This window comes from Streptosporangium amethystogenes subsp. fukuiense (genome assembly GCF_042665875.1).
GTDB lineage: Bacteria > Actinomycetota > Actinomycetes > Streptosporangiales > Streptosporangiaceae > Streptosporangium > Streptosporangium fukuiense.
The window spans coordinates 4,812,725-4,837,953 of sequence record NZ_JBHTEE010000001.1; the positions used below are offsets into that span (position 1 = coordinate 4,812,725).

The 25,229-nt window shown below is 70.9% G+C and carries 21 protein-coding genes and 1 pseudogene; 12 read left to right on the forward strand and 10 right to left on the reverse strand.

Annotation, left to right across the window (positions count from 1 at the left end):
* From ACFQVD_RS20420 to ACFQVD_RS20435, 4 genes are all read left to right on the forward strand, one after another.
* A complete protein-coding gene (locus ACFQVD_RS20420) occupies nucleotides 1-174 on the forward strand; it encodes an MbtH family protein (RefSeq protein WP_343982520.1) in 174 nt (57 codons plus the stop codon).
* A 2-nt stretch (nucleotides 175-176) separates the two neighbouring features.
* Nucleotides 177-473, forward strand: coding sequence for an acyl carrier protein (locus ACFQVD_RS20425; RefSeq protein ID WP_343982523.1), 297 nt, complete (start codon nucleotides 177-179; stop codon nucleotides 471-473).
* Nucleotides 474-502: 29 nt separating this feature from the next.
* Nucleotides 503-1,861 (forward strand): condensation domain-containing protein, encoded by a 1,359-nt coding sequence (locus ACFQVD_RS20430; RefSeq protein WP_343982526.1) that lies wholly within the window; start codon nucleotides 503-505, stop codon nucleotides 1,859-1,861.
* A 112-nt stretch (nucleotides 1,862-1,973) separates the two neighbouring features.
* Entirely contained in the window at nucleotides 1,974-3,812 is a 1,839-nt protein-coding gene (locus tag ACFQVD_RS20435) for a N,N-dimethylformamidase beta subunit family domain-containing protein (RefSeq protein WP_343982529.1), read from the forward strand.
* Between the two features lie 63 nt (nucleotides 3,813-3,875).
* On the opposite strand, the gene ACFQVD_RS20440 is transcribed toward ACFQVD_RS20435, so the two are convergent.
* Nucleotides 3,876-4,520, reverse strand: coding sequence for a M15 family metallopeptidase (locus tag ACFQVD_RS20440; RefSeq protein ID WP_343982532.1), 645 nt, complete (start codon nucleotides 4,518-4,520; stop codon nucleotides 3,876-3,878).
* A 171-nt stretch (nucleotides 4,521-4,691) separates the two neighbouring features.
* Nucleotides 4,692-5,864, reverse strand: coding sequence for an ROK family transcriptional regulator (locus tag ACFQVD_RS20445; protein WP_343982535.1), 1,173 nt, complete (start codon nucleotides 5,862-5,864; stop codon nucleotides 4,692-4,694).
* A 207-nt stretch (nucleotides 5,865-6,071) separates the two neighbouring features.
* On the opposite strand from ACFQVD_RS20445, the gene ACFQVD_RS20450 reads away from it, so the two are divergent.
* From ACFQVD_RS20450 to ACFQVD_RS20465, 4 genes and pseudogenes are all read left to right on the forward strand, one after another.
* Complete coding sequence (locus ACFQVD_RS20450) at nucleotides 6,072-7,409, forward strand: extracellular solute-binding protein (protein ID WP_343982538.1); 1,338 nt, start codon at nucleotides 6,072-6,074, stop codon at nucleotides 7,407-7,409.
* A 2-nt stretch (nucleotides 7,410-7,411) separates the two neighbouring features.
* Complete coding sequence (locus ACFQVD_RS20455) at nucleotides 7,412-8,425, forward strand: carbohydrate ABC transporter permease (RefSeq protein WP_343982541.1); 1,014 nt, start codon at nucleotides 7,412-7,414, stop codon at nucleotides 8,423-8,425.
* Nucleotides 8,422-9,302, forward strand: a pseudogene (locus ACFQVD_RS20460) (carbohydrate ABC transporter permease). The gene ACFQVD_RS20455 and the pseudogene ACFQVD_RS20460 overlap by 4 nt, the downstream one beginning before the upstream one ends.
* A gap of 108 nt (nucleotides 9,303-9,410) precedes the next feature.
* Nucleotides 9,411-10,865 carry a glycoside hydrolase family 3 protein gene (locus ACFQVD_RS20465; protein ID WP_343982546.1) on the forward strand — a complete coding sequence of 485 codons (1,455 nt, stop codon included), beginning with the start codon at nucleotides 9,411-9,413 and terminating at the stop codon, nucleotides 10,863-10,865.
* 16 nt (nucleotides 10,866-10,881) lie between these two features.
* Here the strand turns inward: ACFQVD_RS20465 and ACFQVD_RS20470 are convergent, their stop codons facing one another.
* Nucleotides 10,882-12,003: a condensation domain-containing protein gene (locus tag ACFQVD_RS20470; protein ID WP_343982549.1), complete on the reverse strand. Its 1,122-nt coding sequence runs from the start codon at nucleotides 12,001-12,003 to the stop codon at nucleotides 10,882-10,884.
* Between the two features lie 169 nt (nucleotides 12,004-12,172).
* Between ACFQVD_RS20470 and ACFQVD_RS20475 the strand changes: the two genes are divergently transcribed.
* The gene (locus ACFQVD_RS20475; protein ID WP_364149222.1) at nucleotides 12,173-13,684 is read left to right on the forward strand and encodes a glycoside hydrolase family 3 protein; all 1,512 of its coding nucleotides are present in this window, start codon (nucleotides 12,173-12,175) and stop codon (nucleotides 13,682-13,684) included.
* A 114-nt stretch (nucleotides 13,685-13,798) separates the two neighbouring features.
* Here ACFQVD_RS20475 and ACFQVD_RS20480 read toward each other — a convergent pair whose 3' ends face one another.
* The gene (locus ACFQVD_RS20480; RefSeq protein WP_343973764.1) at nucleotides 13,799-14,977 is read right to left on the reverse strand and encodes an ROK family transcriptional regulator; all 1,179 of its coding nucleotides are present in this window, start codon (nucleotides 14,975-14,977) and stop codon (nucleotides 13,799-13,801) included.
* Between the two features lie 347 nt (nucleotides 14,978-15,324).
* On the opposite strand from ACFQVD_RS20480, the gene ACFQVD_RS20485 reads away from it, so the two are divergent.
* The 3 genes from ACFQVD_RS20485 (at nucleotide 15,325) to ACFQVD_RS20495 (ending at nucleotide 18,332) form a co-directional block, all read left to right on the forward strand.
* Nucleotides 15,325-16,989: a condensation domain-containing protein gene (locus tag ACFQVD_RS20485; protein WP_343973767.1), complete on the forward strand. Its 1,665-nt coding sequence runs from the start codon at nucleotides 15,325-15,327 to the stop codon at nucleotides 16,987-16,989.
* A gap of 20 nt (nucleotides 16,990-17,009) precedes the next feature.
* On the forward strand, nucleotides 17,010-17,459 hold the full coding sequence (locus ACFQVD_RS20490) for an RrF2 family transcriptional regulator (RefSeq protein ID WP_326637143.1): 450 nt from the start codon (nucleotides 17,010-17,012) through the stop codon (nucleotides 17,457-17,459).
* Nucleotides 17,460-17,537: 78 nt separating this feature from the next.
* Nucleotides 17,538-18,332, forward strand: coding sequence for a DNA-formamidopyrimidine glycosylase family protein (locus tag ACFQVD_RS20495; RefSeq protein ID WP_343973777.1), 795 nt, complete (start codon nucleotides 17,538-17,540; stop codon nucleotides 18,330-18,332).
* On the opposite strand, the gene ACFQVD_RS20500 is transcribed toward ACFQVD_RS20495, so the two are convergent.
* The 6 genes from ACFQVD_RS20500 to ACFQVD_RS20525 all read right to left on the reverse strand — a co-directional run bounded on the left by ACFQVD_RS20500 (nucleotide 18,329) and on the right by ACFQVD_RS20525 (nucleotide 25,023).
* Nucleotides 18,329-18,676 (reverse strand): helix-turn-helix domain-containing protein, encoded by a 348-nt coding sequence (locus ACFQVD_RS20500; protein WP_030904158.1) that lies wholly within the window; start codon nucleotides 18,674-18,676, stop codon nucleotides 18,329-18,331. The genes ACFQVD_RS20495 and ACFQVD_RS20500 overlap by 4 nt on opposite strands.
* A gap of 207 nt (nucleotides 18,677-18,883) precedes the next feature.
* On the reverse strand, nucleotides 18,884-19,387 hold the full coding sequence (locus ACFQVD_RS20505) for a CinA family protein (protein ID WP_343973783.1): 504 nt from the start codon (nucleotides 19,385-19,387) through the stop codon (nucleotides 18,884-18,886).
* The gene (gene pgsA, locus ACFQVD_RS20510; RefSeq protein WP_343973786.1) at nucleotides 19,384-19,989 is read right to left on the reverse strand and encodes a CDP-diacylglycerol--glycerol-3-phosphate 3-phosphatidyltransferase; all 606 of its coding nucleotides are present in this window, start codon (nucleotides 19,987-19,989) and stop codon (nucleotides 19,384-19,386) included. Before pgsA ends, ACFQVD_RS20505 begins: the two co-directional genes overlap by 4 nt.
* A 25-nt stretch (nucleotides 19,990-20,014) precedes the next feature.
* Nucleotides 20,015-21,424, reverse strand: coding sequence for a 30S ribosomal protein S12 methylthiotransferase RimO (gene rimO, locus ACFQVD_RS20515; RefSeq protein WP_343973789.1), 1,410 nt, complete (start codon nucleotides 21,422-21,424; stop codon nucleotides 20,015-20,017).
* A 216-nt stretch (nucleotides 21,425-21,640) separates the two neighbouring features.
* Nucleotides 21,641-22,498 (reverse strand): helix-turn-helix domain-containing protein, encoded by an 858-nt coding sequence (locus ACFQVD_RS20520; protein WP_343973792.1) that lies wholly within the window; start codon nucleotides 22,496-22,498, stop codon nucleotides 21,641-21,643.
* Nucleotides 22,495-25,023, reverse strand: coding sequence for a DNA translocase FtsK (locus ACFQVD_RS20525; protein WP_343973795.1), 2,529 nt, complete (start codon nucleotides 25,021-25,023; stop codon nucleotides 22,495-22,497). The genes ACFQVD_RS20520 and ACFQVD_RS20525 overlap by 4 nt, the downstream gene beginning before the upstream one ends.
* Nucleotides 25,024-25,229: the final 206 nt, after the last annotated feature.

The window sequence follows — 25,229 nt, forward strand, 5'->3', positions numbered from 1 at the left end:
ATGGACTACCACGTCGTGGTCAACCACGAGGAGCAGTACTCGATCTGGCCGGACGGCCGGGACCTGCCGGACGGCTGGCGGCACGAGGGCGCCCGGGGTACCAGGGAGGACTGCCTCGCCCACATCGACCGGGTCTGGACCGACCTGTGCCCGCTCAGCGCGCGGAGGTCCTGAAGATGTCCGACCGAGTGGTGCCGGGGAGCGTACGAGAGGAGACCGTCATGGTCAGGGAACGGCTGGCGGCGATGGTGGCCTCGGCGTCCGACGGTGCGGTCACGGCCGGGGAGGCACTGAGCGCCACGGTCCCGCTGTCCGCGCTGGGGGTCACCTCCCTGGCGCAGATGCGGCTGATCGACGCGGTGGAGGCCGAGTTCGGAGTGGAGATCGACCTGTCGGACGACGGGCTCGACCTGCTGGACGACCTGGGCGCGCTGGAGCGCCACATCGACGAGGCACGGCGCTCGCACTCCTGACCTCCGACTCCTAACAGCAGGGGGAGCACATGGACATCCGGTTCTCGGGGAGCCGGTCGGGGACGGCACCGCTGACCTGGGGGCAGCGCGCCATCTGGGACACGATCCAAAGGACGGCGCCGGACGACCACTACTTCAACTTCGGCCGGGTGCTCGCCGTGCCCCGGCGGGCCGGACCGCTCACCGTGGCGCGGGCCGCCGAGGTGCTGCGCGCGCTGGTGGAACGGCACGAGTCGCTGCGCACCAGGCTGGGCGAGCCCCCGTACGGTACCCCGGACGCTCGCGGGTACGGAGACAGCGGCGGCCCGGAGCCGTGGCAGGTGCTGGAGACCGGCGGGGCCGTCCCGGTCACCGTCTCCGAGGGCGACCCCGAGCGGCTGCGGGACGCGCTGGCACAGACCGCCTTCGACTACCGGAACGAGTGGCCGCTGCGGATCGGGCTCGTCGTCGAGCGCGGCGAGGTCACTCACATCGTGCTCGTCTTCTGCCATCTGGCCGCCGACGGCCTCGGGGCCGAGGTGGCGGTCACGGATCTGCGGCTGCTCCTGCTGCGCGGCTCCCTGCCGGGCCCGCCCCCGCCCTCACCGCTGGATCTGGCCCGCTGGCAGGGCTCCGAGCGAGGTCTGAAGGTCGCGAGGATCGCCGCCGAGCACTGGGAGAGCGAGTACCGGCGCATCCCGCCGACCATGTTCGACCGGCGCGAGCAGGCACCCGCGGATCCGCCGATCTGGCGGGCGCGACTCGTCTCGCGGGCGATGGACCTGGCGGTGCGGCGGATCGCCGCCGTGCGCGGCACGAGCACCTCGACGGTCCTGCTGGCCGCCGCGTCCGTACTCGCCGGGAAGGTGAGCGGCCACGACGTGTGCGCGATGCTGCCGATCGTGGGCAACCGCTTCCGCGGCGACACGGCCGGCACCGTCACCACGCTCTCCCAGGAGGGCCTGTTCGTGCTGGACCTGCGCCGGGGCGACTTCACCGGGCTGCTGCGCGCGGCCAGGCCCGCCGCGCTGCGTGCCTACCGATCCGCCTACCACGACCCCGCCGAGCGGGACGGGATCACCGAGCGGGTCAGCCGGGAGCGGGGCACGCCGATCCACCCGTACTGCTGTTTCAACGACATGCGCTTCGCCGACCAGGTGGACGCCTCCCCCGACGAGCGGACCGTGCGGGACGCGCTGGCGGAGACGACCCTCGGCTGGCCGCTCAGCCAGGAGAAGCTCAACTGCCGGTTCTGCCTGCACGTGACCGGCGAGCCCGGCGGGCTGGGCGTCTCGCTCACCGCCGACACCCGCCACCTGTCCCGCCCCGCGATGGAACGCTATCTCCTCGATCTGGAGTCCCTGCTGGTCGAGGCCGCGTTCCGCGAGGTGCTGGAGCCCGTCGGTTGACTCCTCTCCCGGACCGGAACCCGGACGCTCCCCGCCGGAGGTGCCCGACGACGGTCCACGCCCACCCCGGCCGGCGCCCACCGCCCGGCCTCCTGCCCGGAACCGGAGCCCGATGACGGTCCACGCCTACGCCGAGTCGACGTCCTGCGTCCAGGGCGGCTCACTCCGCTTCCACCTCGCCCGCGCCTCCCGGGCCCCGCTGTGCGGCTCGGTGCTGATCGAGGACGTGGCCACGGGCCTGGCGGTGCTCGAAGGGGGGTTCACCGGCCCGTCCTGGACGCTCGACGTCTCCGCCGGCTGGCCCAGCTCGCTCTACCGCGCGATCTTCACCGCCGACGAGGGTGTCTGCGAGGTCTACTTCGTGGTACGGGCCGCCAGGGCCGGCTCGCCGATCCTGCTGTCGATCCCGTTCCCGACCTGGCAGGCCTACAACCGGGCGGGCATTCCCGGCGAGTCCATCTACTGGACCGAGCAGGCCACCCGGGCCTCGCGCGTCTCCTTCGACCGGCCGGGCGGCGGGCCGCCGCCCGAACGCTGGGAGGAGGGCATGATCCGCTGGCTGGGCCCCGCCGGATACGACGTCGACTACTGCTCCGCCCTGGACCTGCACTCCGGGTGCGAACTGCTGGCCGGCTACCGGCTGCTGATGGTCAGCGGGCACGACGAGTACTGGTCGGCGGGGATGCGCGACAGCGTCGAGGAGTTCGTCGGCCGGGGCGGAAACCTGGCCGTCTTCTCCGGCAACACCTGCTGGTGGCAGTTCCGGCTGGAGGACGACGGGCGCACCATGGTCTGCTACCGCGACGCGGTCGCCGATCCGATGGCCACGGTGAATCCCGCCCTCACCACCGTCGAGTGGTCCAGCGCGCCGGTGAACCGTCCCGAGAACGGCCTGACCGGGGTCAGCTTCCGGCACGGCGCGGGGACCTGGGGTCCGTACATGCGGCTCATGCACGAGGAGTCCTACACGGTCCGCTTCCCCGAACACTGGGTGTTCGAGGGCACCAAGCTGGGCGAGGGCGACACCTTCGGCAGGGGCGCCATCGGCTACGAGACCGATGCCTGCGACTTCACCGAGGTGGACGGCGTGCCGGTGGCCACCGGGCGGGACGGCACCCCGCCCTCCTTCGTCATCCTGGCCACCGCCGACCTGCGGCACTGGCACCGGTACGGCCAGGGCGGCATGGCCACCATGGGCGTCTTCGGCCTCGGCGCCGGGACCGTGTTCACCGCCTCCACCGTGAACTGGGGAAACACCCTGCACGACCCGGCGGTGGAGCGGATCACCCGCAACGTGCTCGACCGGCTCTCCCGCCGCGTCTCCGGCTGGGAGGTGATCGGCTCCGGTGGCTCGATCCGCGCGCTGACCGCGTGCGACTCGCGGCTGTACGGGGTGGGCACCGACGACGCGCTGTACCGCAGGGACGTCGGCGGCCAGAACCTGCGCTGGCGCCGCATCGACTCGGGCGGCGGCGTCGTGGCCATGGCCACCCCGCGCGAGGCGTCCGGCACCAGGCCCGTCGGCCTGTACGGGCTGACCGGCGACGGGCGTCTCGTCTACCGCGACCCGGGCACGAGGGCCCCATGGGTCACCCTCGGCGACGCCCCGCCGGGCGGGGTGGGGCTGGCCCTGGTGGACGGCGACCTGTGGGCCGTCACCACCGCCGGTGGGCTGTGGCACCTGCCCCCGGACGCCGCGGAGTGGATCCCGGCCGACGAGAACATGGGCGAACTCCCGGGCGCGGTGGCCATGACCGCCATGAACGGCCGCTTCTACGCCGTCGACCTCGCCGGTCGGGTCCGCACCCGGCTGCCGCTGCCGGGCCCCGGCGAGTGGGCCGACCTCTGCCCCGCCGACGGGAGCACCACGCTCACCGCCCACGCCGGCCGCCTGATCGGCACCGCCCCTGGCGGGCACCTGCGCTGGCGGTCGCCCCTGCCGGACCGGTAGCCTCTTCCGCCGCGGAAGGGGCGCGTAGGGCGCGCCTCACCGGCGCGCGGGACCTTTCGACCGTCAGACGGAGACCGGGCCGTAGACGGCGCAGGGGACGCCAGTGGTCATGGCCCAGTAGCGGTCGCCGTAGGACCAGTGCCACCACTCGGTGGGGTAGTTGACCAGGCCGGCCGTCTCCAGGGCCGTACCGAGGATCCTGCGGTGGTGACGGGCCTCGGCGGACAGGCCCGGGGCCTCGGTGTAGCAGGCGCCGCCGCTCTGCTCGGGGGTGGCGTTGAGCGGGGTGCCCATGTCGAGCTCGGTCCCGTCCTCGGCGGACAGGGTCAGATCGACCGCCGCTCCCGCGGTGTGCGGGGCGATCTCGACGGGCGAGACGTAGCGGCTCGCCGCGCTCCGGAGCTCCGCGGGCGACATTTCCGGAAATGTCGCCCGCAACTCCGCCGAGTAGTCATCGAAGATCTTTTTCTGGGTCGCCGGTGGCCGGTAGCCCTCCACGACCAGCAGCCGGTATCCCCCAGGAAGCTGCGCCTGCGCCTTCTCCAGCCGGTCCAGCAGCCCGAGCCGCAGGTGGGCGAAGGCCCCCTCGGCGTCGGCGAGGCGCCGGTCCGTCTCCAACCGCCCCCGCACGTCGATCAAGGGTTCACCGGACTCCTCGACGGGGATCGAGGCGACTCTGGCGTCGGAGATCAGCACGATGTCACGCATGACGGCAATTCTTCACCAAACACCCGTCGGCTGGAGACCCGGTTCTCCAGAAGGAGGGCACGGCCCGGTCGGCGGATCGTCAACTTCGGCCTTCCCGGCAGAGCGGAGCTCAGTCGGCCGCCGGCGTCCTCCGGGTGGAAGGACGTCAGACGGTGACATCAGACGGTGACATCAGACAGTGTCGGAGAACACCTGCTCCCGAGCCTGCTGCAACGCCGACACCAGCGCGCCGCGCAGTACGGGGTTGCCCCTGACCCGCGAGACCACGACCCTGGGCTGGCTCGGGCAGACCCGGGCCACGGCATCCTGCACCCTGGCGGCGAGCGCGTCCCCTCCCGCCCTGCCGACGTCGCCGCTGAGCACGATCAACCCGGGGTCCAGGACCACGGCGACCGCGGCGACGCCGACCGCCAGCCGTCCGGCCAATTCGTCCAGGAACGCCTCGGCGCCCGCCGCGACGGCCGTGCGGACACGTTCCCCCACCGGAGTCGCCTCGGTGACGGAACCGATGCCGTAGGCGCTCGCGAGCCCGGCCACGGCGTCGCCGCCGACCAGGCGCTGGAACGAGCCCGACTGGGGTTCGCTCACGTCGGTGGGGAGCGGCTCGCCCGGGACGGGAAGCCAGCCGATCTCACCCGCGCCGCCGGTGAAACCGCGGTGCAGCCGCCCGCCCAGCATGACGCCGAGCCCCTGGCCGACCCCGGCCCAGACGAGCACGAAGTCGTCGACGCCCAGCGCCGCGCCGTGCGCGCGCTCGGCCAGCGCGGCCAGGTTCACGTCGTTCTCGATCGTCACCGGGACGCCGAGGTCGCGACGGAGCTCGGCGAGCACGCCGTTGTGCCAGGAGGGCAGGTCGAAGGAGAAGCGCACGTCGCCGGTGCCGGGGTCGACGACGCCCCGGGTGCCGATCACGAAGGCGCGGAGCCGGTCCGCGGCGATGCCCGCGGCCCCGCACGCCTGGCCGACCGCACCGCGCACCAGCCGTACCGGGTCGTCGTGCCCGCTGGGGTCGGCCGAGACCTCGGCGACGAGTGTGCCGGTGATGTCGGCGATCCCGGCACTGATCCGGTCGGGGAGCACGTCAAGCCCGGCCACGTACGCGCAGGAGGGCACCACCCCGTAGAGCGCGGCGTTGGGGCCGCGCCCGCCGGCCTGCTCGCCGACCACCGCGACAAGGTCTCGCTCCTGGAGCCTGGCGAGCAGCTGACCCGCGGTCACCTTGGAGAGCCCGGTGTGTTCTCCCAGCTCAGCCCGGGTCAGCGGGCCGCTGGACAGCAGGAGCTCCAGCGCCGCGCGGTCGTTGAGCTGGCGCAGCAGCCGGGGTGTTCCCGGGCGTGTGGACAAGGCCGTCCTCCCCGTCACGATCCGCTAACGATCGTTTCTTTTAAGAAAGTTTCTTGTTAGTTTAACCCTAGCCAGCCCGCAGGCAAGTGATCGGAACCGCGGGTTGCGACAGTTCCGACAGCTCCCAGTGAGTGCAACGGGTCGCGGGGGCCCCGGCCATAACAGATGAGTGCAAACTCCGGCGAAAGCCTGAAAGGGAGAACTCCAGTGAAGTTCGCGAGAATCGCCACCACGACGGCCACCACGGCCGCCCTCGCCCTGGGTCTCGCCGCGTGTGGCAGCAACGAGCCCGCCACCCCGGCCGCCGGCTCCGACGCGTCGGCACCCGCCGCGTCCGGCCCCAAGTTCGCAGGTCAGACCCTGACCGTCTGGCGCCTCGGCGCTCCGGACGAGAAGCAGGACAAGCTCATGGGCGACCTGAACGCCAAGTTCAAGGAGACCACCGGCGCCGAGGTCAAGCTCCAGTGGGTGCCGTGGCCCGACGCGCAGGCCAAGTGGACCGCCGCGCTCGCCGGCGGCGAGGGCCCCGACGTCACCGAGTTCGGCAACGACCAGGTCGCCGCCTGGGTGGCGCAGGACGCGCTGACCGACATCACCGAGATCGTCAAGGCCAACCCCGACTTCCAGCAGATCCCGCAGAACCTGTGGGGCTACGAGACGGTGGACGGCAAGATCTACGCCGCCCCGTGGGGTGGCGGCACCCGCGCCGTCCTCTACCGCAAGGACTGGTTCGAGGACCTGAAGATCGAGGTGCCCAAGACCTGGGAGGAACTCGTCGCGGCGGGCAAGAAGATCGTCGCCGAGAAGGGCAAGGACGTCGACGGCTTCGCCTTCAACGGCGGCTCCGACGCCAACATGTCGCTCTCCCCGTTCGTCTGGTCGGCCGGCGGCGACTTCGCCGCGTTCGAGGGCGGCAAGTGGGTCGGCAAGCTGACCGAGCCCGGGTTCAAGGAGGGCTTCCAGTACTACACCGACCTGGTCACCAAGCACGGCGTCTCGCGCAAGTCCGCGCTGACCCAGAACTCGGTGGACATCGCGACCCGCTTCGCCAACAGCAAGGTCGGCATGTACGTGACCGGCGGCTGGGACATCACCACGATCAAGGAGCAGAGCGGCGGCAAGGTCGACGACTCGAAGATGGCCTTCTTCTCGCTCCCGGCCAAGGACGGCAGCGGCCCGGCCCCGGCCTTCCAGGGCGGCAACGACATCGCCATCTGGAAGGACACCAAGAACCTCGAACTGTCCGCCGAGTACGTCAAGCTGGCCGCCGGCAAGGAGTTCGGCACCCGCTACGCCAAGGAGGGCGGCCTGCTGCCGCTCTACCCGGAGGCCCTGACCGAGTACGCGTCCGACCCGGTGCAGGCGCCGTTCGCCGAGACCTTCAAGGTCGCCAAGGGCTTCCCGAACGACACCAACTGGGCCGAGGCCAACGACACCAAGGCGGTCCTGCAGAGCGCGGCCCGCTCGGTCATCGAGGGTAAGAAGGACGTCGACACCGCGCTGGCCGACGCCAACAAGGAACTCGAAGAGATCCTGAACCAGTAGTCATGGCGAACACCTCAACCATCGCCCGGGACGGGGGCTCCCCCTCCGTCCCGGCGCGGGGGCACCGAGGCGCCAAGCCCCCGCGCAGGTCCAGCGGGCTGCCCGTCCGGGTGGTCCCCTACGCGCTGCTCGTCCCCGGCCTGATCGTCATCGCGGGCCTGCTGCTCTACCCGCTCTTCCAGATGGTCGTCATGTCCTTCCAGAACGTGGGACTGCGGCAGATCCGGGGAGTACCGGCCGAGTCCGTCGGCCTGGAGAACTACCAGAAGCTCATCGAGTCCGAGTTGTTCTGGACCTCGCTGCGCAACACGGTGGTCTTCGCCGTCGTCACGGTGGCGCTCACCCTGCTGCTGGGCACGCTGGTCGGCCTGCTCCTGCACAAGCTGGGCAAGAAGATGTCGACCTTCCTGATCATCGGCATCATGGCCGCCTGGGCCACCCCGCAGATCGCCACCGCGATCATCTGGCGCTGGCTGTTCGACGCGGAGTCGGGCGTCATCAACTGGGCGCTCAACGCGCTGCCCGACTGGCTCTCCTCCCTGCTGTTCGGCCGCTCCGACTGGACCGGCGAGCCGTGGCTGAACGACGCGTTCACCATCTACCTGGTGCTGATCATCGCGGTGGTCTGGGCGTCGTTCCCGTTCATCGCGGTCTCGGTGCTGGCCGGGCTGAAGAGCATCTCCAAGGAGCTGTACGAGGCGGCCAGGGTGGACGGCGCCTCCGCATGGCGGATCTTCTGGAAGATCACCTTCCCGCTGCTGAAGCCGGTCTTCGCGGTGCTCACCGTGCTCTCGGTGATCTGGGACTTCAAGGTCTTCACCCAGCTGTTCGTGCTGGCGGGCGGCACCTCCAACCGGGAGGCGTTCAACCTGTCGCTGTTCGCCTTCACCCAGGCCTTCAGCGCACCGCCCAAGATGGGCATGGGCGCGGCCATCGCGGTGGTGCTGACGCTGATCCTGCTCTTCATCACCTTCTTCTACGTCCGCCAGATCGTGAAGACGGAGGACGTGCGATGACGACGTACGGCAGGCGCGGGCCGCAGGGAGCTCTCCGGCGGCGTAAGCGACTCGGCACCATCGGCCTGAACACCGCGGCCGTCCTGGTGTTCCTGTTCGCGGTCTTCCCCGTCTACTGGATGGTGAGCACCGCCTTCAAGAGCAGCGAGCAGATCTTCACGACGGACTTCATCCCCTTCCCCACCGATCCCACCCTCGAACACGTGCGGCGGGTCTTCACCGAGGGCGTCGCCGGCCACTCCATCTGGCGTTACCTGCTCAACAGCTCCATCGTGGCCCTCGGCACCGTGCTCATCGGCGCGGTCTTCTCGCTGCTGGCGGCGACCGCGGTGGCCCGCTTCCGCTTCCGCGGGCGCACCTCGTTCCTGATCCTGCTGCTCATCGTGCAGATGGTCCCCGGCGAGGCACTGCTCATCCCGCTGTTCATGATGGTCAGGCGGGCCGGGCTGTACGACCAGCTCCTCGGCCTCATCGTGGTGAACGTCGCGATGACGCTGCCGTTCGCCATCTGGATGCTGCGCACCTTCGTCGCGGCGGTTCCCAAGGAGCTGGAGGAGGCCGCCTGGATCGACGGCGCGAGCCGGTTCAGCACCTTCTGGCGGGTGCTGTTCCCGCTGGTGGCCCCCGGCCTCGTCGCGACGAGCATCTTCTCGTTCATCACCGCGTGGAACGAGTTCGTGTTCGCGCTGACGCTCATCGGCGACCAGGGCAGCTACACCATGCCGGTGGCGCTGCGCTACTTCGTCAGCCAGCGGTCGGTGGACTGGGGCGGCATCATGGCCGCCTCCACCCTGATGACCATCCCGGTCATCGTCTTCTTCTCCTGGTGCAGCGGCGGATGGTCTCCGGACTCGTCGCTGGCGCCGTCAAGGGCTGATCCCCCATCGGTGCTGGTACGGCTCGCACCCACAAGGCGCGAGCCGTACCAGCCCTGCCTGTTCCATGTCCGCTCCCCCTACATCTCAGGTAAGGAACACCTACCGCCATGTCTGAGCTCATCGCGGATCGCGGCGATCAGGGGCTGCGTCGTCTCGCGGCCGGCACTCTGCTCGCCGCGTTCCAGGGCACCGAGGCACCCGAGTGGGTCCTGCGGGAGCTGGCGAACGGTCTCGGCGGCGTCACGCTCTTCGGCTTCAACGTCGCCGACGCCGCGCAACTGTCCGCCCTCACCTCCCGGCTGCGTGAGACAAGCGACCCGGTCATCTCGCTGGACGAGGAGGGGGGCGACGTCACCAGGCTCGCCTACCACGTCGGCAGCCCGTATCCCGGCAACGCCGCCCTCGGCGCCGTGGACGACGTCGAGCTCACCCGGCGGGTCTACCGGTCCATCGGCGACGACCTGGCCCGGTGCGGCGTCAACCTGGACATGGCCCCGTCCGCGGACGTCAACACCGCCGAGGACAACCCGGTGATCGGCACCCGCTCGTTCGGGGCCCAAGCCGCGCTCGTCGCCCGGCACACCGTCGCCGCCGTACACGGCCTGCAGTCGGCCGGTGTGGCCGCCTGTGTCAAGCACTTCCCGGGCCACGGCGCGACCCGGCAGGACTCCCATCTGGAGGTCCCGCTCGTCGACGCCTCCGCCGAACTGCTGCGCGAGCGCGAACTCGTGCCCTTCCGCGCCGCGATCGAGGCCGGAACCAGGTCCATCATGACCGCGCACGTGCGGGTCCCCGCCGTCACCGGCGGGCTTCCCGCGACGCTCTCCCCCGCCACCCTGACCGGTCTGCTCCGCGGCGAGCTGGGCTACGACGGTGTGATCGTCACCGATGCCCTCGACATGCGGGCCGTCACCGACACCTACGGCCTGGCAGGCGGCTCGGTGCTCTCCCTCGCCGCCGGAGCCGATCTGCTCTGCCTCGGCCCGATCCCCACCGAGGACGACGTCCGCCGGATCCTGGACGAGATCGTCGCCGCCGTACTGGACGGGCGGCTGCCCACGTCCCGCCTGGAGGAGGCCGCCGAGCGGACCTCCGCCCTGCGCGCCTGGTTCGGCACGCCCCGCACGGGTGAGGCCGAGCGGGACGTGATCGGCCTCACCGCCGCCCGCCGCGCGGTCAGCCTCACCGGCTCGGCGCCTCCCCCGGTCGACCCGCTGGTGGTGGAGGTGGACACCCCGCCGACCATCGCGGTCGGCGACGTGCCGTGGGGTTTCACGCCGCTGCTGCCGCGGGCGGAGGTGCTGCGGGTCAAACCGGAGGCCGCCGACGTGCCGGGCATCCTGGAACGCGCCTCGGGCCGCTCCCTGATCGTCGTCGTCAAGGACGCCCATCGCTACGAGGCCAGCAAGTCGGTGATCTCCGCGCTGCTGGCCGCCCGCCCCGACACCACGGTGGTCGAGATGGGCCTGCCGATCTGGCGCCCCGAGGGCGTGACCTACGTGGCCACCTACGGCGCCGCCCGCGCCAACGCGCAGGCCGCCGCCGAGCTCCTCGGCGTCTGAGCGCCCGTCCCGGGCCCTAGGATGGCCCGGGGCGGGAAGGCTCCAGCAGTTCCGAGACCCTCGCGCCGGGTTCCACGGCGAGGGCGCGCAGCAGCGCGCGCAGGTGACCCGCGATCCGGGACACATCGTCGTGACCGATCACGGCGGGGTTGAAACGGAGGCCGAGGGTGAGACTCCGCGCCGCGTCCACGGCCTGGACGTGCAGCGCGCCGTGGGCCACCCCGTTGAAGACGGTCCACTCCACCCCCGCCCCGATACCAGGGAACTCCGGGACGGCCGCCCTCCTGCGGTAGCTGAACAGCACCGGTGCGGCGGGCGGCTCCGGCGGCGCGTGCCGGAACCGGTACATGGCGTGGAGCTCGGCCCGGACCGTACGCAGGTAGGCGGGGAACTCCTCGTCGGGGCCGGGATGCGGGGCGAACGGCACCCGCGCGACGAACGGCCCGATGCGCTCGCGCGTCCGGCAGGTGCGGGTCCCGAGGTCGAGGGCGAGCGGCGAGACGACGGTGCCGTAGCCCCGCAGCAGCACGCCCACCGCCGCCAGGAGCAGCTCGAACCTGGTCGCGCCGAGAGTCGCGGCGGCCTCGGTGAGGGCGCCGGACTCCGCGGCGCCGAGCACCATCTCGACGATCTCACCGGGACCGGTGCCGTGCGGGACGGTGCGCAGGCCGGGCAGGACCGGTTCGACGGGCTCACGCTCGCGCCTCCTCCAGAACTCCTCGGCACCGTCGGGCGGCGCCGGGTCCCATGTCGCGGACGGCGTACCGTCCGGCGGCGGAAGGGGCGCACGCGAGAAGTAGGCGTCGGCCAGGTCGCGGACCAGGAGGTCCTTCGAACCGGCGTCGAACACCCGCGCGTGCGCGGTGAAGAGCAGCCGGACGCGCTCGTGCCCCACCCTGACGAGCGTGAACCGGGCGAGCGGACCGCGCTCCAGGTCGAACGGGCGGGTGGCCTCGGCCGTCGCGACCCCGGGGTAGCCCTCGGGGGTCGACTCCGTACGGGTGACCCTGACCCGGCCGAGCACCGGGTGCCTGCCGGCCACGGCGGCGCACGCGCCCAGCAGCGCCGGGGTGTCGACGGGGCCGTTCAGGTGCAGCGCCAACGGGATTCCCCGTAGGTCGAAGGGGGTGTGCGCCATCCTGTCCTGCTCCCTCGCAGGTGATCTCTCCTCGGGTGGGCACCGGGGCGCGGGTCACGCCCGGCAGAAAATTATTAGGAAAGTTTCTTGTTTATTTATGCATCCTGAATGCTACACATGTGGTACGCCTGAGACAAGCGACGTGTGACGAACCGAGCCGGAGGCGTTGATGATCGTTCGTGGCGGCCGGACGGGCGGGCCCAATGGTGCGAGCCCCGAACTGGCCCGGCTTGCCGACACCGTGCTGCAACCCGGATTCGTGGGCGTGGAGGCGCCCGACTGGCTGCGGAGGCGGCTCGCCGAAGGGCTCGGCGGGGTCGCGCTCTACTCCCGGAACCTCGTGGACGGCGAGCAGGTCAGAACACTGACCGCCGCGCTGCGCGCGGAGAACCCCGACGTGGTGATCGCCACCGACGAGGAGGCGGGCGACGTCACCCGACTGGAGGCGCTCACCGGCAGCTCGCGCCCCGGCAACCTCGCACTCGGCGCGGTGGACGACCCCGAGCTGACCGAGCTCATCGCCCGGGAGGTCGGGCTGGACATGGCCGCCGCGGGCATCGACCTCAACTACGCCCCCGTGGTCGACGTCAACTCCGACCTGGACAACCCCGTCGTCGGCACCCGCGCGTTCGGCACCGACCCCTGGCTGGTCGCCCGGCACGCCCGCGCCTGGGTCACCGGCCTCCAGTCCGCCGGGGTGGCCGGCTGCGCCAAGCACTTCCCCGGCCACGGCGCCACCGCCGTCGACTCGCACCACGACCTGCCGACCGTCGCCTATTCGGCCGAGGAACTCGCGGCCACCACGCTCCCGCCCTACCGGGCCGTCATCGAGGCCGGGGTACGGGCCGTGATGACCGGCCACCTGCTCGTCCCCGCCTACGACCCCGACTCTCCCGCCACCATGAGCGGCCGCATCCTGGTCGGGCTGCTCAGGGAGGAACTCGGCTTCGACGGGCTGATCGTGACGGACGGCGTGGAGATGCCCTCGGTCGCCGGGCGGTACGGCGTGACCGGGGCGGCGGTCCGCGCCCTCGCCGCCGGGGCCGACGCGATCTGTGTGGGCGGTGAGCGCAAGGGGCCCGGAGTGGTCGGCTTCATCCGCAACGCCATCATGACCGCGGTGGCCGACGGCACCCTTCCCGAGGAACGCCTGGCCGAGGCCGCCTCCCGGGTTCGCAGCCTGGCCGCCTGGTCCGCCGCGCGGCGCCGGACGGCCGGGGCGGCGGCCCCGGACGGCGGACCCGCCGGCCTCGCCGCGGCCAGGCGGGCCCTGCGGGTCCGCGGCGACGGGCTCCCGCTGCCCTCGGCGCCGCAGGTGATCGAACTCGTCTCCGAGACGAACATCGCCGTCGACCGTGCCACCCCGTGGGGTGTCGCCTCGCCGCTGGCCGCACTGCTGCCGGGCACGACGGCTCTCCGGCTCGGCGCCGAAGACGCGCTCCCGCCTCCCGCCGCCGGGCGCCCGCTGGTGGTCGTGGTCCGCGACGCCCACCGGCACGCCTGGGTCGCGGACCGCCTGGGCGCCCTGCTGTCACGCCGCCCCGACGCGATCGTGGTGGAGATGGGCCTGCCGGGTCCGGCCACCCCCGGTGCCACGCACATCACCACCCACGGTGCGACCGCCGCCTCGGGCCGGGCCGCCGCCGAAATCCTGGCGGGCCACCACCGGCCGCGGGACTAGAGCGCGTTCTGCGGCGTTGTCGTCGCCCGCGACTCCGTCATGAGCTCCTCCTCCGCCTCGCGGGACGTCCGTCCGGCCGGTCCGCAGCGCGGGTGAAGATCCACAAAACCCGTCTCAGGAGGCGAAGATCTCTTCCCGGGCCTGTTCCAGAGCCGCGATGACGGCCCCGCGCAGCACCGGGTTGCCGGTCACCTCGCTGGCCACCACCTGCGGCCGGACCGGGCAGCTCCTGGCCACCGCCTCCTCGATCCTGAAGGTGAGCGCGTCACCTCCGGCCCTGCTGACCTCGCCGGCGAGCACCACGAGCCCGGGGTCGAGCACGACGCACACCGACGCCACGCCCAGCGCCAGCCGCCCGGCGATGTCGTCGATCAGAGGCTCTCCCCGCTCCCCCGCCGCGACCGCCGCCGCGACGCACTCGGCGGCGCTCTCCCCCTCGAAACCGTACGTCGCGGCGAGTTCGGCGACCGCCTCGGCGCTGACCAGGGACTGCAGGCCACCGGCGAGCGACGGCAGCCTGCCCGGCACGGCCCGCACGTCCTCGGCCAGCGGCACGCCGGGCACCGGCAGATAGCCGATCTCGCCCGCGCTGCCGGACCGGCCGCGGTGCAGCCGCCCGCCGAGCACGACACCGAGGCCGATGCCGCGGCCCACCCACAGGAGCACGAAGTCGTCGACCTCCCGGGCGGCGCCCAGGGTGCGCTCGGCGATGGCGACGAGGTTCACGTCGTTCTCTATCCTGACGTCGCGGCGCAGGTCACGGGCGAGCGCCTCGTGGATGCCCTCGTGCCAGCCCGGCAGGTCGAAGGAGAACCGCACGTCGCCGGTGCGGGGGTCGACCACGCCCGGAGTGCCGATGACGACCGCGCGCAGCTTGGAGAGCGCGACCTTGGCGGACCGGCAGGCCTTGACCACCCCGCTGTGCACGAGGGCGACCGGATCCTCATGCCCGTTCGGCGCCACCCGCACTTCGGCGATGATCTCCCCATGGATATCCGCGATGGCGGTCGTGACGAATTCCGGGCCGACATCCAGGCCCGCCACATAGGCCGAGGAGGAAATAATCCCATAAAGCGCGGCATTAGGCCCGCGTCCCCCCGCCTGCTCCCCCGCCACCTCCACCAGGCCGCGGCCTTCCAGGCGGGCGAGCGTCTGGGAGGCCGTCACCTTGGAAAGACCCGTGAGCTCCCCGATCTGCCCCCGTGTCAGCGGCCCGGAGGCGAGCAACAACTCCAGGGCGGCCCTGTCGTTGATCTCCCTCAATAGCCTGGGCACGCCAGGACGTCGCTCCATACGCATGCTCTCTTGTTCGCCGTTTCCCCGTCGCAATTACATTCAAGCAAGAATAACGGTTCTATTCATTAATAAGACTTCCCGATAGTTTAGCCCGGCGGAGGCCCGGCGGAGGTGCCGCGAGGGCCCCCGCCGCGCCGCACCCCCGTTCGCGGTCACGTCCTCCAGGACGGGCCTCTCCGGTTTTCGCACGCCGCCCGCGCACCGCCGCCCAGGCGTGGCGAACCACCGCGAATCCAGAAAATCAAGGGCTTGCGACGTCGACACGGTGCGTGGAACACTCCCAGAAATGGTAAAGCTTCTTTTCAGTAAGCCCCTTGCCGACCGGTGACGAGGCAGGTCTCGACATGGATACCGTCCCGAGGATCACGGCCGACTACACGGGGCCACAGGCCCGGCGGGGGCCCGTGACCATGGGCCAGGCCAACATGGCGCGTTGCGTGCTCCGCGACCCACCGCTGCACATGAACTTCCGCGTCACCAAGCGCGTCCCCGGGAGGAGGTCCCTGCCCGCCGTCGCCGAGGCGATCGGACGGCTACTCTCCCGGCACGAGGGACTGCGGGCCACCATTCACTCCGGCGTCCAGGTCGTGGCCGGTTCCGGCTCGCTGCCCGTCGAGGTGCACGGCGCCGGGACCGGCTTCGCGGACGAGGTCGCCGAGGATGTGGGCCTGCGGATGCAGGGCACCCGATTCGATCTGGAGGGCGAGCTTCCGATCAGGGTCGCCGTGATCACCGAGGACGGGGAGCCTCGCCTGGTGGTGTTCGTCCTGCCCCACACCTCGGTCGACGCCATCGGCCTGGCCATCCTCATGCGGGAGTGGGAGCGCCTGATCCGGGGAGTCGCCGTACCGGCGCCGTACCCGATGCAGCCGCTGGACCTCGCGACCGCCGAGGGCACCCCGGTGGCCCTGCGCCGGACCGAGGCGGCGCTGCGGCACTGGGAGGACGGCCTGCGGCGGGCACCGCAGTCGATGTTCACGGTCGACGAGACCGCCGACGCCGACGCGATCCGGCCCCGGTTGCGGGTCCGCTCGGCGCCGGCGGCCAAGGCGCTGGAAGCCGTCGCGAGCCGCACGGGGGCCAGCCGCTCGGCGATCACACTCGCCGCGCTGGGCGTCCTGATCGGCCTGTGGAACACACAGCGGACCTGCGTGATCGCGTCGCTGGCGAGCAACCGGGTACGGCCCGAGCTGCGTGACTACGTCGGGCCGCTGGCCCAGGACGCGCTGATCACCGCGGAGCTGGACGTCCGCACCTTCGACGAGGCCGTCCGCCGCTTCCGCGGCGCCTCCCTCTCCGGATACCAGCACAGCCGTTTCGACTCCACGGCGCTCTGGGAGGTGATCGAGGCGGTCAACGCCGAGCGGGGTGTGAACTTCGCCCGTGACTGCGTCTTCAACGACATGAGCGGTGTCACCGGCTCCGCGCCGGAACCGGCGCCCGCCGCCGAGGTCGAGTGCGACTGGCTACCGGAGGCCTCGCTTCCCGCACACCTCGCACTCTGGGCCAACCAGCTGACGGAGGTGGTGGACCTGACGCTCTGGATCGATCCGCGAGTGATGAACCGGGAGCAGGCGGAGGGCTTCGGGACCGGGCTCGCCCGGCTCCTGATCGCGGCCGGAGATGGGGACGTCCAAGCTTGCGACATTACGAATATATCGGGAATTTCGCCTATCGAGCGTGATGCGGACTGGATCTACACCGACTCCTGCTGGGTGAGCCTCCGCGCGGTGGAGCGGCTCGTCGGTGAGGCGGTCCAGGGAGGACCTCATCTCGTGACACACACCCCGGACGGGCTCCTGACCTGCCACGTCACCTCGGGAACCGCCGAGGAGATCCACGCGGCCTGCCTCGCCCTGCTGCCGGGCCGCACCGCCGCGATGGCCCCCCACCGCTACGTCGTGCACGCCCCGGCACCCACCGGCGCGTCGCCTTACGGCCCCGTCCTCACCGAGGGCGACGGACGTCCTTCGACGTCTCGGTGCCCCTCGCGCGTAAGTAACCAATAGCAGGCGGGATAATCGGTTACATGCGCCTATCCGCTCGTGTCGACTATGCCCTCCGTGCCGCCGCCGAACTCGCCGCCGCAGGTGACGGCCCCACCACGGTAGGGGAGCTGGCCAAAGAGCAGGACATGCCTCCCAAGTATCTTGAGAACATCCTGCTCCAAATGCGCCGCGCCGGGCTGGTCCGCGGCCAGCGCGGTCCCGAGGGGGGCTACGTGCTGGCCCGCCCGCCCGCCGAGATCAGCCTGGCCGATGTGATCCGTGCCGTTGACGGCCCGCTCGCCAACGTCAGGGGGGAACGGCCCGAGCACGTCGGCTACCGGGGTCCCGCCGAGTCGCTGCAGCAGGTCTGGATCGCACTGCGCGCCAGTGAGCGGGCGATCCTGGAGGAGGTCACGCTTGAGAACGTGGCCACCGGGGCCCTGCCCGAGCGGGTTCGCAGCCTGTCAGCCGACCCCGCGGCCTGGGACTGACCGTGCCGCCCGCGACATCCCCCGTGATCGTGCCGGTACCGCCCGCCCGCGGCCGGCACGTGTCTCCCGGCGGGTGCCGTGCCCGAGGGTGATGTCGTCCACCAGGCCGCACTGCGCCTCGGCCGGGCACTCGACGGGCGGACGCTGATCCGCTCGGACTTCCGGGTGCCGCGCCACTCCACGGCCGATCTCACCGGGCGTGCGGTGCTGGAGACCGTCTCACGCGGCAAGCACCTACTCACCCGCGTCGAAGGCGGCCTGACCGTCCACACCCATCTGAGGATGGACGGGAGCTGGCAGATCTCGCCCTCGGGGCGGGGAGGACTGCCCCGGGGCGACGTCGTCCGCCTGGTGCTGGCCAACGCGGAGTGGCAGGCGGTGGGGGTCCGGCTGGGCATGGTCGACCTGGTACGCGCCGAGGAGGAGGAACGACTCGTCGGGCATCTCGGACCCGACCTGCTCGGAGGTGACTGGGACGAGGCCGAAGCCGTACGGCGGCTGGCCCGGCGGCCTGAGACGAGCATCGGGGTCGCGCTGCTCGATCAGCGCAACCTGGCGGGAATCGGCACCATCTATCGCGCCGAGACGCTTTTTCTCACCGGGGTGTGGCCGTGGCGACCGGTGGGTGCGGTAAAGGATCTGGAGGCGATCGTTTCGCTAGCGCGACGGTTGATGGACGCGAACAAGGAGCGCCCGAACAGGACCACGACGGGCGACCCCCGTCCGGGACGGGGCACCTGGGTCTACGGCAGGGCCGGGCGGCCTTGCCTGCGCTGCGGGCATCGGATCAGTCGCGGGGAGATGGGCGCACAGCCGCAGGAACGGCTGATCGTCTGGTGCCGTCACTGCCAGCCGGAAGAACCGACCGGCTAGGCGGCGACCATGTCGTTGACCTCGGGAAAGACGGAGTCGGGCACGGTCTCGGGAATCGGCAGACGCTCCCGCTCGGGGACATCGCCCGCCAGCACCGGGGCGTGCTGGAGTTCGGCCAACGCGAACTGGTCGGAGACCTCACGGAGAACCTGTGAAAGCGGCACGCCCAGGGCACCGCAAATCGACGCGAGCAGCTCTGAAGAGGCCTCCTTCTGGCCACGCTCCACCTCGGACAAGTAGCCAAGAGAAACCCGAGCCAGTGTGGACACCTCACGCAGGGTGCGACTCTGCCGCACCCTCAGCCGCCGCAGCACGTCACCGAGCAGCTGACGCAGCAGGACCATCTGTCGCTCCCTCCCCGGCGCGGATGCCTTCGCGACACTCCGCGCTATCGGTTCGTGCCGCCCGTTCTTCGAACGCGACCCTTGGTACATACTCCTCGCCGTCATCATCGCTTGACCTTTACCTCACTCACAGTTCCACCGTACCTGTATCCACCGACGCCGCGGCAGACCATGGTGAGCATGTTCGCTGGGGACGTAACGCGGTAATCACCCGGAATGTTCCCCCACGTTCGCCTCCAGCACACCTCGAAGAAGGTCTACGGCCTCATTCACCGTCGATTCCCGGATCTGCTCACGAGTTCCCGCGAGTTGCGGGTCCCGGTGCCATACCCGTCCGTCCGGACCGCTAACGGCCAGATGAACCGTACCGACCGTTTTACCATCCTGTGGTTCGGGACCGGCCACACCGGTGACGGCCAGACCGTAGGTGGAGCCGGCCAGCAGGCGCACCCCGGTCGCCATGGCGGCGGCGACCCGCGGGTGCACGGCGCCCTCACGGTCGAGCAGGTCCGCGGGAACGTTCAGCAGCCGCCGCTTGAGCTCGGTGGAGTAGGAGATGACCCCTCCCAGGAAGGCCGCGGAGGCTCCCGGCGGCTCCGTGAGGGCCGCACCGATCAACCCTGCGGTCAGTGACTCGGCCACCGCCACCGTCTCGCCCCTGCGGATGAGGAGGGAGAGGACCGTGGTGGTCGCGAGCAGGCGGTGGTTCATACGGCCCGCGCCCGCTTCGCGACCTGCCTGAGCTTGATCGCCCGGATCACGTAGTCAAGGCCGGTGCCGACGGTGACGACGGCCGCCGCTCCCATGACGACCCAGCGGACCGGGTCGGGCACGCCCGGCCAGATGTAGGAGACGATCGCAGTGATCTGCAGGACGGTCTTCACCTTCCCACCGTAACTGGCCGGGATGACGCCGTGCCGGATGACCGCGAACCTCAGCGCGGTGACGCCCAGCTCCCTGCCCAGGATCACGACGGTGACCCACCAGGGCAGCTCCCCCAGCACCGACAGGCTGATCAGTGCGGCACCGATGAGGGCCTTGTCGGCGATCGGATCGGCGATCTTCCCGAAATCGGTGATCAGGCCGTAGCGGCGAGCCAGCTCGCCGTCGAGCAGGTCGGTGAGCGAGGCCACCATGAAGACCACCAGCGCGGCGACCCTCCAGCCGGATCCCGGCAGGAAGAGGCAGGCCGCGAAGAACGGAACCATCGCCAGTCGTATCACCGTCACGACATTGGCGATGTTCCAGGCGCTCACCTTGGGGCGCGCGGGTGCCGCTGTCGAGTCGGTGCCGGTCTCTGGCGTGTTGGTCATACGCTCTCCCGGCCCGGTGGCGCGTTCATGGGGCCGCCTTGATACGGGCGATCAGGTCGACCCCCTCCGAGTCGACCACGACGGCCCGGACGATCTGGCCGGGGACCAGTCCGATGCCCTGGACCGTCACCGAGCCGTCGACCTCGGGCCCCTGGTGGGCGGCGCGGCCCTCGTATCCGCCGTCGCCCAGGTCCTCCTCGATCAGGACGTCGACCTCGGTGCCGATCCGCTCCTCGGCCCGCTGGGCCATGAGCTCCTCGGCCAGCTCGGTGAGCGCGGACACCCTGGCGTCGACGATCTCCTGGTCGAGCTTGCCCGGGAGCGAGGCCGCCTCGGTGCCCTCCTCGTCGGAGTAACCGAAGATGCCGATCACGTCGAGCCTGGCCTTCTCCAGGAAGCCCACCAGCTCGCCGAACTCCTCCTCGGTCTCGCCGGGGAAGCCCACGATGAAGTTGGAGCGCACGCCCGCCTCGGGAGCGTGCGCGCGGATCGACTCCAGGAGGTCGAGGAAGCGCGCGGGGTCACCGAAGCGGCGCATCCGGCGGAGCACGGGACCGCTGGCGTGCTGGAAGGACAGGTCGAAGTAGGGGGCCACCCCCTCCGTCGAGGAGATGATCTCCAGCAGCCCCGGGCGGAGCTCGGCGGGCTGCAGGTAGCTGACGCGCACCCGTTCGATGCCCTCGGTCGCGGCGAGCGAGGGCAGCAGCTTCTCCAGCGCCCGCAGGTCGCCCAGGTCCTTGCCGTAGGAGGTGGAGTTCTCGCTGACCAGCACCAGCTCCTTGACGCCCTGCTCGGCCAGCCAGGCGGCCTCGCCGAGGAGTTCCTCGGAGCGGCGCGAGACGTACGCCCCGCGGAAGGCGGGGATGGCGCAGAAGGTGCAGCGCCGGTCACAGCCGGAGGCCAGCTTCAGCGAGGCCACCGGCCCTTCGCCCAGGCGCTTGCGGAGCGGCCGGGGACCGCTGGCGGGTGCCAGGCCCTCGGGCAGCTCGCCGTGGCCGGGAATGGCGGTCTTGGGGGCGGCGGCACGCTCCACCGGGGAGATGGGCAGCAGGGTCCTGCGGTCACGGGGGCTGTGCGGGACGAGCGGCCTGCCCGCCAGCACGTCGTCGAGGCGGGTGCCGATCTCGGTGTAGTCGTCGAAGGAGATGACCGCCGCGGCCTCGGGCAGCGCCTCGGCGAGCTGGTCACCGTACCGCTCCGCCATGCAACCCGCGGCGACCACCTTGGCCCCGGAGTCGGCCGCGGCGAGCAGCGTGTCGATGGAGTCCTTTTTCGCTGAGTCGATGAAGCCGCACGTGTTGACGACGACGACGTCGGGATCGTCGTCGCCCAGCTGCCAACCGGCAGCCTCAAGACGAGCGGCGAGCTCTTCGGAGTCGACCTCGTTGCGTGCGCAACCAAGTGTGATCAGCGATGCGGTTCGGCGGGATGACATGGTGAACACTACGGTATCGGGAGTTGGCCACTACCCGATGCACCTCCCCCACTCCAGCACCGCCGCATCCCCGTCCGCCCCGGGTGTCCCGCCGTGAGGACGGGGGTCCGGAAGGCGAGGAGCACCGCGCCGACCAGGGACGTTCACCCGGCCGGGTGACCCCCGGGCCCGGCCGGAGCCGTCACCGCGGCCCCGGCGGAACTCCCGGTCGCCACCTCAGCGCTCCTTGGCGGCGGGGGCCTCGTAGGAGCGGTTGACGATCTGCCCCGGACTCCCCGGGGCGCCCAGGCTCTTGCCGTTCACCTTCAGGGTGAACGCCCCTCCGTCGCCGAAGGTGACCCTCATCCTGTCCTTCGCCTTCCAGGTCGAGGTCTTGCCCTCCTTGAGGGTTCCGGAGAAGAGCCTCTTGCCGCCCGCGTCCTCCACGTCCAGCCAGGAGGTGCGCTCCGCCCTGACCTGGAGGACGACCATGTCCTTGCGCTTCTTCTCGGCCAGGGACGCCGCCCGGCCCGGTGAGCCGGGAACGCCGCCGACCGGCGGCGGCAGCGCGGCCGGCACCGGCGCGGGGTGGACGTCCGCTATGGGCGTGTCGCCCCCGCCCATGGTCCGTACCACTCCGAAGATGACCACGATGCCCAGCGCCACCGCCATGGCCGTCGTCCAGTTGGGCGAGCGACGCTCACGGATCTTCAACGGCATGTCGGCCTGGAAGACGCTGGACGCCCGCACCGGCAGCGGGACACCCCCGTGTTGCTCGTCGTAGCGGTGCACCAGCGTCTCCGGATCGAGCCCGACGACCTTGGCGATGTTCCTTATATGTCCCCGCGCGTAGAAGTCACCTCCGCACTGGGAGAAGTCGTTCCTCTCGATCGCCTGGATGAGCACCTCGCGGATGCGTGTCCGCGCGCTCAACTGCCCAACGGTCATCCCCATAGACCGCCTGGCATCCGCCAGATCGCTTCCAATGCCCATAGCGCACGCCCCCCAGCCCCCGACGTTGCGTAGCGGTTCCCATTCAATCAGTAACCGGACGGAAGGTGTGCGGCGGGGGTCCGTTCCCTCCCGGTGTGTCATCCTCCACGCAGGTCGGCCAGCAGACCGGGAAGCTCGTCGGGCTTGACCATGACCTCCCGGGCCTTCGACCCCTCGCTGGGCCCGACGACGTTCCTGCTCTCCAGCAGGTCCATCAGCCGGCCCGCCTTGGCGAAGCCCACCCTGAGCTTGCGCTGGAGCATCGAGGTCGAGCCGAACTGGGTGGTCACGATGAGCTCGGCCGCCTGGATCAGCAGGTCGAGGTCGTCGCCGATGTCCTCGTCGATCTCCTTCTTGGAGGTCGTCGCGGCGGCCACGTCTTCGCGGTACTCGACGGTCATCTGGGCCTTGCAGTGCCCGACGATCTCGCCGATCTCCTTCTCGGAGACGAACGCGTTCTGCAGTCGCATGGGCTTGCTGGCGCCCATCGGCAGGAAGAGCGAGTCGCCCTGACCGACGAGCTTCTCCGCGCCCGGCTGGTCCAGGATGACCCGGGAGTCGGCCAGCGAGGAGGTGGCGAAGGCCAGCCGGGAGGGGACATTGGCCTTGATCAGCCCGGTGACCACGTCCACCGAGGGGCGCTGGGTCGCGATGACCAGGTGGATGCCGGCCGCGCGGGCGAGCTGGGTGATGCGGACGATGGAGTCCTCGACGTCGCGCGGGGCGACCATCATCAGGTCGGCGAGCTCGTCGACGATCACCAGCAGGTAGGGGTAGGGCTGGTAGACCCGCTCGCTGCCCGGTGGCGGCACCAGCTTGCCCGTGCGCACCGCCTTGTTGAAGTCGTCGACGTGCCGGAAGCCGCTGGCGGCCAGGTCGTCGTAGCGGCGGTCCATCTCCCCGACCACCCATTCCAGGGCCTCGGCGGCCTTCTTGGGGTTGGTGATGATCGGCGTGATGAGGTGCGGGATGCCCTCGTAGACGCTGAGCTCGACCCGCTTGGGATCGACCAGGACCATGCGGACCTCGTCGGGGGTGGCCCGCATCAGGATCGAGGTGATCAGGCCGTTGACGCAGACCGACTTTCCGGCACCGGTGGCACCCGCGATGAGCAGGTGCGGCATCTTGGCGAGGTTGGCCACTATCGTGCGCCCCTCGACGTCCTTGCCCAGCCCGACGATCATCGGGTGGTGGTCCGCCTGGGCCACCGGGGAGCGCAGGATGTCGCCCAGGGAGACGAGGTCCTTGTCGGTGTTGGGGATCTCGACGCCGATCGCCGACTTGCCGGGGATCGGAGACAGGATCCGGACGTCGGCCGACTTGACCGCGTAGGCGATGTTCTTGGTGAGCGCGGTGACCTTCTCGACCTTCACCGCCGGGCCGAGTTCGATCTCGTAGCGCGTCACCGTCGGCCCCCGGGTGAAGCCGATCACCTGGGCGTCGATGGCGAACTGCTCCAGCACGCTGGTCAGCGCGTTGACGACCACCGTGTTGGCCTTCGTCTGCGGCTTGGGGGCGGTGCCGGGGCGCAGGAGCTGCGACTCGGGCAGGGTGTAGGGGCCCGCCTGCGGGGACAGGACGAGCTGCTCGACCTTGCGCGGTGCCGGGGTCGGAGCGGGAGGCTCGGACGTGTCGGCCCTGACCTGCGCGGGTTCGGCCTCGTCCACCAGGCCGGGCACGATCTCCGGGGAGTGGTCTCCGAGCCCTCCCGGCGACTCGGCGACCACGGGCGTGTCGTAGGGCTTGACGTGGTCGCCCGGCTCGGTCCCGCCGGGGTCCGGCTTCTTGCGGGCGGGAGACCGCTTTTTGGACGCCCGCGGCGCGGTGGGCAGGTCCCGGTTGAAGAGCATGTGCCTGATCTCGGCCAGCCGCTCGGGAACCCGGTGCACCGGGGTGGCGGTGATCACCAGAATGCCGAAGCCCGACAGGATCAGCAGCAGCGGGATGGTGATGAAGGGGGGCAGGATGCTCGCCGGGGGCGCCGAGACGATGAAGCCGATCATGCCTCCGGCGGCCGCCACCTTGTCCATGCCGTCCGAGCCGCCCCCCGAGGGGTACGGCGTGTCGTGAACGACGTGCACGACGCCGAGCACACCGATGGTGAGGGCGGACCACCCGATGATCATCCGGCCGGTGTCGGCGTTCTGGTCGGGGTGCCGCAGCAGCCGCCAGGCCAGCAGCACGAGCAGGATCGGGACCAGCCAGGTCAGCGATCCGAAGACGGCGCGCATGACCTCGTCGACCACCGTGGAGACCGTGCCGGTGTTCTCCCGCCAGGTCATGGCCGCCAGCACGATCGCCCCGGCGAACACCGCCAGGCCCAGCCCGTCGCGGCGGTGGACGGGGTCGAGTTCGCGCGCGTTCTGCCCCAGGGCCCGCGCGGCGCTGCCGATGCCTCCCGCGAGGAGCATCCAGATGCCCATGAACAGCTTGCCGATCATGGTGAGCACCCAGCTGATCGGGTCGTGCTGCGGCGAGGCCGGCCTGCGGGCCGCACCCGCTCCCCTCCCCCGGTTGGCGGACGTCCGCCGAGCGGGGGCCGTACGGGCCTGGGAGGCGCCCGAACGACCGGGGGAGCCCTTGCCGGGGGGCTTTCCTGAGGAGCCTTTAGACGTACGGGTGGCCATGCTAGGGAGGTTAACGAGACGGGTGGTGGATTGCTCGCCGACTCGCCGGAAGGGCACCCTCTCCCCAATCTTTCACAAAATCGGCTGATATCTCGTGAACAGTGATGAAGGGCACTAAAGATCCCATTAATCCCTAGGAAAGCGCATTCCATTCTATGTATTGACATTGTGTTTCATGTAGTAGAACCTCCTCACCAACAGGGCGT

Bases quoted from the DNA above. Each gene is read 5' to 3' on its own strand.
- ACFQVD_RS20420 (WP_343982520.1), top strand. From the start codon at position 1: ATGGACTACCACGTCGTGGTCAACCACGAGGAGCAGTACTCGATCTGG.
- ACFQVD_RS20425 (WP_343982523.1), top strand. From the start codon at position 177: ATGTCCGACCGAGTGGTGCCGGGGAGCGTACGAGAGGAGACCGTCATG.
- ACFQVD_RS20430 (WP_343982526.1), top strand. From the start codon at position 503: ATGGACATCCGGTTCTCGGGGAGCCGGTCGGGGACGGCACCGCTGACC.
- ACFQVD_RS20435 (WP_343982529.1), top strand. From the start codon at position 1,974: ATGACGGTCCACGCCTACGCCGAGTCGACGTCCTGCGTCCAGGGCGGC.
- ACFQVD_RS20440 (WP_343982532.1), bottom strand. From the start codon at position 4,520: ATGCGTGACATCGTGCTGATCTCCGACGCCAGAGTCGCCTCGATCCCC.
- ACFQVD_RS20455 (WP_343982541.1), top strand. From the start codon at position 7,412: ATGGCGAACACCTCAACCATCGCCCGGGACGGGGGCTCCCCCTCCGTC.
- ACFQVD_RS20465 (WP_343982546.1), top strand. From the start codon at position 9,411: ATGTCTGAGCTCATCGCGGATCGCGGCGATCAGGGGCTGCGTCGTCTC.
- ACFQVD_RS20470 (WP_343982549.1), bottom strand. From the start codon at position 12,003: ATGGCGCACACCCCCTTCGACCTACGGGGAATCCCGTTGGCGCTGCAC.
- ACFQVD_RS20475 (WP_364149222.1), top strand. From the start codon at position 12,173: ATGATCGTTCGTGGCGGCCGGACGGGCGGGCCCAATGGTGCGAGCCCC.
- ACFQVD_RS20480 (WP_343973764.1), bottom strand. From the start codon at position 14,977: ATGGAGCGACGTCCTGGCGTGCCCAGGCTATTGAGGGAGATCAACGAC.
- ACFQVD_RS20485 (WP_343973767.1), top strand. From the start codon at position 15,325: ATGGATACCGTCCCGAGGATCACGGCCGACTACACGGGGCCACAGGCC.
- ACFQVD_RS20490 (WP_326637143.1), top strand. From the start codon at position 17,010: ATGCGCCTATCCGCTCGTGTCGACTATGCCCTCCGTGCCGCCGCCGAA.
- ACFQVD_RS20500 (WP_030904158.1), bottom strand. From the start codon at position 18,676: ATGGTCCTGCTGCGTCAGCTGCTCGGTGACGTGCTGCGGCGGCTGAGG.
- ACFQVD_RS20505 (WP_343973783.1), bottom strand. From the start codon at position 19,387: ATGAACCACCGCCTGCTCGCGACCACCACGGTCCTCTCCCTCCTCATC.
- pgsA (WP_343973786.1), bottom strand. From the start codon at position 19,989: ATGACCAACACGCCAGAGACCGGCACCGACTCGACAGCGGCACCCGCG.
- rimO (WP_343973789.1), bottom strand. From the start codon at position 21,424: ATGTCATCCCGCCGAACCGCATCGCTGATCACACTTGGTTGCGCACGC.
- ACFQVD_RS20520 (WP_343973792.1), bottom strand. From the start codon at position 22,498: ATGACACACCGGGAGGGAACGGACCCCCGCCGCACACCTTCCGTCCGG.
- ACFQVD_RS20525 (WP_343973795.1), bottom strand. From the start codon at position 25,023: ATGGCCACCCGTACGTCTAAAGGCTCCTCAGGAAAGCCCCCCGGCAAG.